Source organism: Lacihabitans sp. CS3-21, from assembly GCF_024343675.1.
Classification (GTDB): domain Bacteria; phylum Bacteroidota; class Bacteroidia; order Cytophagales; family Spirosomataceae; genus Leadbetterella.
In genome coordinates, this window is sequence record NZ_RJUD01000027.1 from 24148 (window position 1) to 32591 (window position 8444).

General features: G+C 35.2%; 8 protein-coding genes. 2 read left to right on the top strand and 6 right to left on the bottom strand.

The annotated features are described in order from the left end of the window. Nucleotides 1–271 precede the first annotated feature (271 nt). Nucleotides 272–517, bottom strand: coding sequence for a hypothetical protein (locus EGI24_RS13805; protein WP_255049028.1), 246 nt, complete (start codon nucleotides 515–517; stop codon nucleotides 272–274). A gap of 400 nt (nucleotides 518–917) precedes the next feature. On the opposite strand from EGI24_RS13805, the gene EGI24_RS13810 reads away from it, so the two are divergent. Both EGI24_RS13810 and EGI24_RS13815 read left to right on the top strand, forming a co-directional pair. Next, the gene (locus tag EGI24_RS13810) at nucleotides 918–1640 is read left to right on the top strand and encodes a hypothetical protein (RefSeq protein WP_255049029.1); all 723 of its coding nucleotides are present in this window, start codon (nucleotides 918–920) and stop codon (nucleotides 1638–1640) included. Between the two features lie 317 nt (nucleotides 1641–1957). Next, nucleotides 1958–2680: a hypothetical protein gene (locus EGI24_RS13815; RefSeq protein ID WP_255049030.1), complete on the top strand. Its 723-nt coding sequence runs from the start codon at nucleotides 1958–1960 to the stop codon at nucleotides 2678–2680. 123 nt (nucleotides 2681–2803) lie between these two features. Here the strand turns inward: EGI24_RS13815 and EGI24_RS13820 are convergent, their stop codons facing one another. From EGI24_RS13820 to EGI24_RS13840, 5 genes are all read right to left on the bottom strand, one after another. After that, nucleotides 2804–6121, bottom strand: a complete 3318-nt coding sequence (locus EGI24_RS13820; protein WP_255049031.1) for a glycosyl hydrolase — start codon at nucleotides 6119–6121, stop codon at nucleotides 2804–2806. A 33-nt stretch (nucleotides 6122–6154) separates the two neighbouring features. After that, the gene (locus tag EGI24_RS13825) at nucleotides 6155–7021 is read right to left on the bottom strand and encodes a PHB depolymerase family esterase (protein ID WP_255049032.1); all 867 of its coding nucleotides are present in this window, start codon (nucleotides 7019–7021) and stop codon (nucleotides 6155–6157) included. Between the two features lie 119 nt (nucleotides 7022–7140). Beyond that, nucleotides 7141–7752, bottom strand: coding sequence for a hypothetical protein (locus tag EGI24_RS13830; RefSeq protein WP_255049034.1), 612 nt, complete (start codon nucleotides 7750–7752; stop codon nucleotides 7141–7143). A gap of 3 nt (nucleotides 7753–7755) precedes the next feature. Continuing rightward, complete coding sequence (locus EGI24_RS13835; protein WP_255048549.1) at nucleotides 7756–8052, bottom strand: Dabb family protein; 297 nt, start codon at nucleotides 8050–8052, stop codon at nucleotides 7756–7758. A gap of 95 nt (nucleotides 8053–8147) precedes the next feature. Continuing rightward, nucleotides 8148–8444 (bottom strand): sugar phosphate isomerase/epimerase (locus tag EGI24_RS13840; protein ID WP_255049035.1); only part of this gene is annotated, 297 nt, incomplete at its 5' end.

Below are 8444 nucleotides of genomic sequence, written 5' to 3' on the forward strand. Positions count from 1 at the left end.
CGAAAAATAAAGACCAATCGAAATTATTGGTCTATAGTAAAATTCTACTTGGCTTAAAGAAAAAAGCTCAGCAATATGTTTTTTTTCCAATTAATTGCAAACCCAAAGAATCGATTTATTCTAAGGTTTTTGTACCATTATTTGAGAAAAAGACATGACCGAATTAAAAACTAGAAAAATAGATTTTTCTTTCAAAAATTCTGCTTAAAATGAAACATCAAAATTTACCCATACTTTTACAGAATTGTAACAAAGATAAATAGTTGCAATATTAGCATTTTACATTTGCAAATGGGTCACGAATTATCCAATTGCCTTGTTTTGATTTTATCAAATCGGTCTCGAGAAATTCATTATACTTCGTAATGAGGTTTCCTAAAACATCCTCATAAACAAGTGAAAGAGACTCGGTTTTTTTCTTAACAAGCACCACTTCTATTAAATCACAAACCATGTTGAAATCTCTGATGGTTGGATTTTCGATATTGTAGCCATAAGTAGAGGAAAATGTATTCATATAGATTCTATTATATTTTTTTGTTTTTGGTTAGGGTCTCTTAAGGAGGTCAACACACTAAGCATTTCACCAAAAAAGACTTGCGAAATATAGGGCAAAAATCATTCCATTTTTTGTGCCAATTCGCACTATCAATGAGCAAGTTATGAGAAAATTTCATTATGGTACCGTTCAATAATTTTATTATTTACAATACTCCTTTTTTATTAATTTATTTTAACAAAAACTAGAAAAAAAACACAAATGCAAATAATTGGCAAGCAAGTAATAAACTAGAATACACCTTTTTTTAATCGAAATATTTTATTTAAATCCTATAATGTTTTTTGAATAGGAAATGCTGAAATATCTTTGCTTATTGAAGACGAGTATAGCCGTAGATAAACTACAAATAATAAAATTGAAAAATAACCTCATTTACGTGGTACTGATATGCCTATCGATATCATGTGAAATATTCGCAGCATGGAATGCTGAAACTGGCATAAGAGCCATAGAAACTTTTATTTTTCGACAAGCCGTGACTTTAATCTTGGCTATGTGGTACTATCAAAGTCAAGGGTCAAAACTAACGAATCTGCAAAGGAATTTCCTGATGACGCTTTTAATTCCATTGATATTTGGGTTTTCGAGATATTTCATACCTGACCCTTTGGCAATTAAAGTGAACGCTTTTTTTTATTTTAGTACCTATGTTTTGTGGATTCTCCAATTCAAATCACTTGGAGCAGAGTTTAAAATATCCAAATTTCCTTTTGCTTACTTTTTATTCATTCCACTCATTTTCGCCATTCCATTTTTGTATTATTTCTTTGTGTTATTTCCGATGTTAAATCATGGAAACAAGGTATTGGTATTTTTGTTTGCCCTATTTGCAGCCAGTACATGTGTATATGTCTTGTTTTTGCCTACCACCAAAGACTTTTCTGGCCGACATTTAATTATTTTCGGTATTTGGCTCACCGAATTTACACACATGATGCAGAGCTATTACCACTACAATAACGAAGGTCTATTTATTTATCCATTTGCAAGGATATTACAAACATCCTCTTTCATCTTCTTATTGGTTGGAATGACTAGCTATTGCAGACGAAACTCAAGGATAATTATAGAATATTGACGGTTTGAGTGAAATCTGAAAATAATATTTCTCTTGAAATTACTTCAACATTAAAAGTCTGATTCTAAAAGCTAATTTATTTAAAAATGAGGTGTTTTTTTTTAACAAAACTCAAATTTAAACCCAATCTCTAATTGCATTAATCCTTAATTAGTAAGACTACATATAGAAAACCAAGAAAATTTGGTCTAGAATCTAGATTTATTTTGCAAATTTTTGCAATTTATTGCATCTTTTTGCATATATGACTTGGTTTTAAATTATACTTTTTGTAAATTTATATAACGAATAGCCTTGGAGAAACTATAATTTAATAAATGAAAAACTACTACTTTTATGTGGTATTGATATTAATATTGATATCTTGTGAAATTTTTACGTTCCTAAAGTCGGGTCCTGCATTTAAATCCATCAATACTTTTATTTTCCGAGAATTAGTCTTTGTTGTTTTGGTAGTTTGGTATTATCGCCAGCAAGGGTCAAATCTAAACAGTGTCCAAAAGAGATTTCTAATAAGTTTACTAATCCCGCTACTGCTTGGAGTTTCCAGATTCATCGTTCCAAACCTTTATGTAATTATAATTAACTCCATTTTGTATTCAGTAATTTATGCCTTATGGATTTCCATATTAAATTCACTGGGTGCGGAAATCAAATTGTCTAAACTTCCTCCAATTTACTACTTGCTCATTCCAGTAATTTTTGTTGTACCTTTTCTTTATATTTTTTTGGTATTACTCCCAATGTTGGGTGGACAAAACATAGTTTTGACGATTATTTTTGCTTTATTTGCCTCTACAGCTTGCGTTTATGTATTATTTTTACCTTCCACTTCTAATTTCTCTAGTAGATATTTAATAATACTTGGTGTATGGCTTTTTGAGTTCATGAATATGATGCAGGGTTTTTTCATTTATAATTCTCAATCTTTCTTAATATATCCTTTTACCAGAATACTTCAGACCAGTGCTTATATTATATTGATATTGGGAATGACTAGCTATTACAAACCGCATTCAAGAATAATTATAGAGAATTAGTAGGCACCAATCAGATTTTAAATGGTATTACCATCAGAAAGTATTTGAAAGAAATTTAAGCAAAATGCTTTCCATAAAAAAAGAGCAACCTAAGCTGCTCTTTGATCGTTAAAAAATTAAACCTTATTTAACACCAATTACTTTTACCTCACCCAAAAGTCCTGCAGGCTCTAATGGAGAGTTTGCTCCATAGAAAGGCATGGTGGTGAATGTAGTTTTAATTGCATTCGGTTGAGCATCTCCAATTAATCGGTTCACCCAAGTGTTGGTCACGTCAATTTTTATTTTATTTTCACCTGCTTTCAAGGCACTACCAATATCAACTTTGAAAGGTTTTTTCCAAACAGTTCCCATGTTTTGGCCATTCACAAAAACCTCTGCTATGTTTTTAACTTCACCCAGGTCGAGCATGACACTTCGACTCCGGTCAATGTCCAACGCTTTAATATCAAAGTTAAATGAATTTTCATAAGTGGCTGTTCCAGAAAAATACTTGACGTTGGCATCGGAATTTTCATGCCAAGATGTCAACCTATCGAATATAGCTGATTGGTTACTGAAACTTACTTTCCAAGGTTTATTGATGGTGGTTAACAAAGTTTCTATAGTTTTTGGTTTTTCATAAGATTGGGCAGCGGCTATTTCCCTAAACACGACAAAATAGGCGTCCCAAGACTCAAACTTCAAAGGGACTATCGTACGGCCGTCCTTTATTTGATAACTCAGTTTCTCGGTTTTCCCTGTTTGGGCATTCCAAAGTTCGGGTATTTTGCCAGTAACTCTAAAACTAACTTCGGCGGTAGTTGGAGAGTCACTTCTGTTATTCAACCAATAGATATCAGTTGATTGGTTACTGGATGCCTGGTTTAATTGAGCAGAGTTGAAACCGGTGTTTCTATGTCTAAAAAGAACCTTATTAGTGGTTCCAGAAATTTTAAGGTCGGGTTGAAAATTCAACTTTTCAACTGAGGTGATATGGTTGCTTTTCCAAATTTCAGTAGCTAAATTCTGGAATTCTGCATCGTTATCGGCCAAACTAGGAGATTTTACGGGCTTTGCTCCTACTATTTTTACCCCAGCATCTACCAAAGTTTTTATTTTTTTTAAAACTGACAAGGTCATCATTTTGGTACTTTCGTCGAGCATCAGCACCTTGTAAGTGTTTCCACTTTGAGCGAGCAATTGTCCATTTTTTGGTTGAATAGCATTAATCAAAGCTGAGGAATTGACAAAATCGAATTCGAAACCCTTGGGAATATTTGGTAAACTTTTGCGACTTATCCACGTAATATTGGTATTCTCTCCATATAAATATAGAATATCTGCCACATTGCGACCTTGCTGTAACAAATGCGAACTGCGTCCTAAATAATCCATCCAAGCTTTGGCACCTGCCCCTGACCATGTTTCTAATCTTGAAAAATACTGACCAAAAGGTCCCAATGAAAACCCGGGAGATTTATCTAAAGGTTGATGCACAGAGGTATGTATCACGAAGCGATTGAGTCCAGAGGCCAATTCAATATCGGCCGTTCTTTTTAGTTTTTCGGGATATTCTTGAAAAGGCTTACCAACAGAAGTCATGGACTCCGCTGCAACGAAAGGTTTTCCATAAATATGGGCAACCGATGCGGCTTCCCTTATATCGGCCTCACTTCTAACTTCCTCGTCAGTTCCTGGCACCAAACTACCGGGTGTCCACATAGCAGCCATCGGAATATCAGCATTTCGCTTTACATCCATGCCGTCAGCCAAATAAATCCTGCCACCTTCGTGAGACTCCGTATATCTTTTCATTCCACGCTTGGCCAACTCCTCTCCTATCACATCATAATGGTTTTCGGCTATCATTTCACCGATGGTTTTTCTGAAATCCCATAGAAATTTCTCACTTTCATCCAAACCATTTACTACACGACCGGTCAGAACAGGAAGATATTTCAACAAACCATAACCACGTCTTTTTTGAAATTCCTGCGGCATATTTAGTGTCCAGTTCATATGGCCAGCCTCATAACTGTCTAAAGCCATGTACTCTAAACCCTTCGCTCCTAACTGTCCCCCTGTAGCATCTTTATACAAATCCAAATACGTATTTATGTATTTCTTTACAGCCTCTTTATCCAGCTTATCCACTTCAAGACCAGTAGCTTCTGGTGAAGCAGGGTGGTTTTGTCGGCCTGTAAGGCTATAACCCAAGCGTAGAATTATCCATTCACCACCTTTTGGCACTGTCCAATTCAAACTTCCATCGGCACCTACTTTGGATGTTAAATCAACTATATTTTGGCTGCCAATAATGTCGGGAATTTCAATTTTAAAACTCAAATCTCCGTATTCACTGTCTTCTTTCCATGGCGAAAAACCAGCTTTGTCTTCTGATTGGTTAATTCTTGAAGTGTTAAAAAGAACGAATTCTGCAACATTGACACCATCTGGTTTTGTAGGTGCTGGAGCACCCATCATGGCCAACATGGGGCTCACAGTAATTGGAAGAGTTTGAAAACACATACGCCAGTATTTGGCAGTAGTGGTAGGAATAGAAACGGTATTAAATGGGACTGTACTTCCTGATACCTTCCCTACAGTACGCCAATTGATTCCGTCATCGCTTACTTTTAAACTTCTATTTTCGGGTGCACCATTAAACTCGGCGAGGGGATCTTGACTAGCACCTGAAACGGCAAATGCTCTGAAAGTTTGTGGTTCATCGAATGAATATTGAACGTACATATCCTGCCCAACTTCCATTGGTGGAATGGCATAAAATGTTTTAATATCATGGTCTAAAAGGCCTTTAACATCAAAATCCCCTCCCGAAACCGTAATTTTGGGATTCATTTGAGGCAAGTGTTTTTCATTGTCAGACAGCTTATAAGCTATGACGAATGCGTCTGCAGCAAACTCCGGCTTTATACCAACAAACCCTCCTGAAATACCTCCACCACTTTCAGGAACTTCTTGATATTTACCAATGTTATTGGGCAATACTGGAAGTTTTCCGTTAAAGATCTCTCCTCCTTTTATCAATACCTCGGACCAAACTATTTTCTTCATGGCATCTTTGGGTTCAACCCACGGACCGCCTGTCACACTCCAACCTGGAGAACCAGCAATGGCCATTTCTAAGCCATTTTTGACGGCCATGTCAGTAGTAAACTTAAAGGCATCTTTCCAGTCTGGATCCATAAAAACCAATTTCTTAGGAACTACCAAAGGAGTAAACAAATTGGCATCAAAATTTTGAAAGCCTCCAATTCCGGTGTTTTTCATCCAATCGAGGTCTTTTTGTATGCCTTCTTTTGAGATGTTTCCGTTCATCCAATGCCACCATACACGAGGTTTAGCTGCATTGGGTGGTGTTTGAAAGTCTTCAAGTAAAGTACTTTGGGCCATTAATTGCGATTGAAGCAATAACAAGCCAATAAATATTTTTTTCATAAATTATAGTGGGTTGAAAAGAAATAAACTGTATCAATTTCGTTTGAAGAAATTCCAAGCTTCGAGATAAATATCGATATCGTTGGGATAATCATGTTTGCCACCGATTACTTTAAAAAGCGTTATTTCTGGCTTTCTTTTCGATTTGTAGGTATACTTTTCCACGATTTTACCATCTTTTGGATCTCTATCTGGCATGGATTCCATTTTCGGAGAGCCTTTATAACCAGCCAAGCTTGACCAATATTGAAGCGTTCTATCTGTTGAGCGAACAAAACCTAAATTTACTTTGGGTCCCAATTTAACTTCCCCTCCATTGTAAGGATTTATTTCATCAGCTGTTCCGTTGACAATCATTACAGGTTTTTTTACACGTTTTTCAGCACAATCCAAGTTGTTGGTGTCGGGCAGGTTGGCAATAAATGCCGTTATGGCCCTAAAACGCTCGGGCATAGTCAAAACCAATTTGTAGGCCATGTGTCCACCACCGGAAGTACCAATAGCAAATATTTTCTTTTCGTTTATATCATATTTCATTTTGAAATAATCTATCATTTGGCCGAAAAAAGCCTCCTCATTTATATTCTCCATATTTGCTGCTGAATTAGCAGTTTTACGGCATTCGTTCCAATATCTTTTGTAGCCGTTGGGATACACCAAAAAAATATTTTCAGTCTCGGCAATACCTTCTAGTTTTTTCTCAGCTTCACTTTTTCTAATAACTTGGCCATCGCCTTGTGAACCATGAATAACAAAGACGAGTGATGCTTTCGGTTTTGGAGCGGGAATAAAATAAAAACTTCGGTAATTGTCTTCAATAAGTAAAGAATCGGACAAAGTTTGTGCTTGTGTAGATATCCCCAATAACAATAAGAGAACAGTGATTATAGTAATTTTCATTTTTGAAATAAATTTAAAAGGACGAACTGTCAAGATTTTTTTAATCAAACAAAATAATTGAGGACATTCCTGGCCACGCAGAATATTACTGAAACAGGAAACTTACAAACAGCGGTATATTATTTAACCATGATCAGCGTTTCTACTTTAGAGGAGTCTAATTTTTCAGCCAGTTTGGTTACTTTCAGGAGAGACACCAAAACACTGTCAGATTTTATACGAGCATTGGCTTTGGTAAAAATATAATCAGGCGAATTTCCTGCTTTAGAACTATTGGCTATTTCATAGGTATTTTTGAGGCTATCATTTCTAAAGTAACTCAGAAATACATGTGAACCATAAAAATAAGGTGATGCATCTACACTTACATACTGCAGTTTCCAGAGTTCATATCTTTCTGTTTTACTTTTGTGCAAAGTTTTCACCTGATAGGCTCCAGCATCTGCCACTTCTCCATTCTTAATTGACTTTAAAAAAGAATCATAAGCTTTGTTTAACTTCAAAGAATCGAGTTTTTTTAAACCTGAAAAGTAAAATTCGAAATCGGTATTTTCATCTAAACTTTTGATATTAACCGACATTTGTCTTATTTTGAAATCGGTCAAAGCTCTATAAGAAGTAGAGTCTATTCTATCAATTTTCACTTCGTAATCAACTTTGTTTTTCAGGTTGGAGTTTCCACAAGCGAGAAACATACACGATATAATAGAAAGAAATAGTAATTTTTTCATTTATCAGTTATTGTAAAGGGTGTAATCAATTTCTAAAAAATCTTCCACATTTGGAATCCAAAAGTTTTGGATAAAATCAAGATGGGCAGGATGATTTGAATAAGTATCATATTGTTCTTGATTTTCAAACTCCATCGAAATACCATATTCAAATTTATTTTTGGGGCTTATCTGGTTCAAAACCTCAAATGTCTTGACGTCTGGTATTTCTTTTAGTTTGTCTACCGCATCAAAAAAAGCTTTCTTGGACTCATGGGAAATGGTCTCTTTTAGTTTGAGAATGACGGAATGGCGTATCATGTTTTGAGGCTTGAGTTTAATTTATTGGATAATTTAGAATTTCGTATGAGATTTTTTTCTTGACATCTTAAACGTCAAGGTCATTCAATTTTCTCTTATAATTTTAATATTTCACGGTAATAGTTGACGGTCTGTTTTACTGAACTTAAGTTATTGGGTTTCTCTTTGGTGTCTCTTTCTATATTGATATTCCCTCTAAAATCCTGTCTTTTCAGTTCATCAAAAATTGCTGGAAAATCAATCACACCCGTACCAACTGGTACGTCCTGAATTTTAGTATTGTTATACTCAGCGATGTCTTTTAGATGTATTCCTATTATTTTTCCTTCCAATTTCTTGATAGCGTCCAGCGGATTCAGGCCAGACTTTGGATAATGACCTAGGTCAGGACA

What these genes read in the sequence shown, in the direction of transcription:
- EGI24_RS13805 (WP_255049028.1), bottom strand. Translation starts at nt 517, where the DNA reads ATGAATACATTTTCCTCTACTTATGGCTACAATATCGAAAATCCAACC.
- EGI24_RS13830 (WP_255049034.1), bottom strand. Translation starts at nt 7,752, where the DNA reads ATGAAAAAATTACTATTTCTTTCTATTATATCGTGTATGTTTCTCGCT.
- EGI24_RS13825 (WP_255049032.1), bottom strand. Translation starts at nt 7,021, where the DNA reads ATGAAAATTACTATAATCACTGTTCTCTTATTGTTATTGGGGATATCT.
- EGI24_RS13835 (WP_255048549.1), bottom strand. Translation starts at nt 8,052, where the DNA reads ATGATACGCCATTCCGTCATTCTCAAACTAAAAGAGACCATTTCCCAT.
- EGI24_RS13820 (WP_255049031.1), bottom strand. Translation starts at nt 6,121, where the DNA reads ATGAAAAAAATATTTATTGGCTTGTTATTGCTTCAATCGCAATTAATG.
- EGI24_RS13815 (WP_255049030.1), top strand. Translation starts at nt 1,958, where the DNA reads ATGAAAAACTACTACTTTTATGTGGTATTGATATTAATATTGATATCT.